The sequence below is a fragment of the Mesorhizobium sp. M7A.F.Ca.US.007.01.2.1 genome (assembly GCF_003998165.1).
Lineage (GTDB): Bacteria > Pseudomonadota > Alphaproteobacteria > Rhizobiales > Rhizobiaceae > Mesorhizobium > Mesorhizobium ciceri.
Genome location: NZ_RZQP01000447.1, coordinates 1 through 1,825, shown reverse-complemented (window position 1 = coordinate 1,825; position 1,825 = coordinate 1). Strand labels below are relative to the sequence as shown.

Annotated in this window: 1 pseudogene; it reads right to left on the bottom strand. The window is 59.5% G+C overall.

Features of this window, described 5'->3' with window-relative positions:
* Positions 1–1,073: 1,073 nt before the first annotated feature.
* Positions 1,074–1,825, bottom strand: a pseudogene (locus tag EN949_RS34945) (adenylate cyclase); the annotation flags it as partial.

Here is a 1,825-nt window from a genome sequence, read left to right as displayed (position 1 = left end):
GGCTAGGTCTGGGACTTCTCAAGGTCTGTCGTTGTCGGGGAAAGTGGTCCGCGCGGCAGAATGAAATCTACGACGGTTGCCATTGCCGGAATTGAGGCAGGCGTGGCCGCATGCCGCCTTGGCGTAACGGCAAGCGATCTTTACAAGGCAGTACTCGATGTTCTTGACGGCCGCGGAATTTTTTGCGGCTACCCAATCCATGGCCATTCATTCGGACTGGGCTGGGGCGGACCATAGTTAGTGCCAGAGAACAGCTTCAAGGTTGGAGCCGGGATGGCCATCGCCGTCGAGTGCATGGCGGGCCGCGAAGACGTCGGCTATGTCAAGTTCGAGCAAGGTACTTGTCCATGCTGATCGCACCGAGCTCATTTCCACCTGTCCGGCGAGGCTCTGAAGACTGGCCCTCAAACGCATGCCCAAAACACAGCTGGTATTGGTAGCAATTCGAGCGGACCAGGCGAGGCAGCCCCACTGCCGGGTCGAGAGAACCCACTTGGTGAACTCAGGCGTGCGCCTGACATTCCGGGCACCGTGGACACGCGTCAAGTCGAGAGGATACTGCGCGAGCGATATCCAAGTACCTCAGTGTAGAGAAGGTCGCGCGACTGCGCGTTTCTTTCCAGTTTCACATAACGAGCAGATATTGTTGCCGAAGGTTGAACCAGCCGTCGCTGGCACTCATGGGAGTATGGCGGTCCCGAACAGGATGCCGTGACGCCCGACCGTGGTGATCGGGTCCGGCAGCTTCCACATGGCGGGTCTTTCTTCTCGATGCGAGCGATCAGGCGCCAGGCACAATCCCATTGTCCTTCCTCACCTCGCAGCGGTTGCCGGCTGGCGGCAGCAATGCGCCTGATCTCGGACGTTCGGCAAACTTTACCTTCGCCCGAAAGCGGACGGTCTGCCAAAGGTAACATGACTGCGTTGCTGGACGACGGGCCTGATCCAGCAATGACCCCGTATGTCAGGTTCCAACAGTATGGGAGGTTGTCCTGTCGATTATCATTGCCATCGTCCTTCTTACTGCTCACATGCACGCAACTGCGGCGATGAGTTGTCGGACCGGCTGGATCCTATAAAAAGCCGGCCTTTCTGAAGCCGGAGAGGAAGTGCTCGAAGGAAGATGGGTCTGCGAAGGGAAGGCGGGCAAGGTAGCCAAGCGAGAGGTCTGGTTGCAGCCTCAGTGTGGCTTCGACTGCGACATGCGCGTTTTCCATCTCGCCTAGATGGGCGTAGGCCGCCGCGAGAAAGGCATGGATGAAGAACTGGTCGCCGGCCTTCCGATAAGCGTCGATGGCGTCGGCATATCGGCCGAGCAGGAAGAGCGCGCTTCCCTTCACCTCCCAGAACCAGACCGGGGGCAACGGGTCGAGCAGTATGGCCCTTTCGAGGACCGCCAAGGACTGCTGAGGCTGGCCGCCGTAGTTGAGCCAGCTTGCATAGTCTCCGGCAATGTTGACGTCGTGCGGATTGAGCGAACGGGCCTGCTGGAAATGCAGTCCGGCATCCCCATGCTGGCGCATATGTACAAGCACGAGACCCATGCTCTGGTTGCAGATGCCGTCATTCCGGTCGAGCAGGAGCGCTGTGCGCGCAGACCGCAAGGCACTTTGCAGCGTACGAGGATCGCGGTCGTACCAGAATCGCGCAACCAGGCACTGCGCTAGATAGGCATGACCTTGAGCAAAAGTCGGATCGAGTTCGGCGCTCCGGGTAAACATGGATTCGCCCTTGTCCATTTCATACTGATGGTAGTGCGCGCGACCCTGCAAGTAGTAGTCGTAGGCGGCCCAATCGGCCGGCGGCGTTCGCCGCGAGCGGCTAG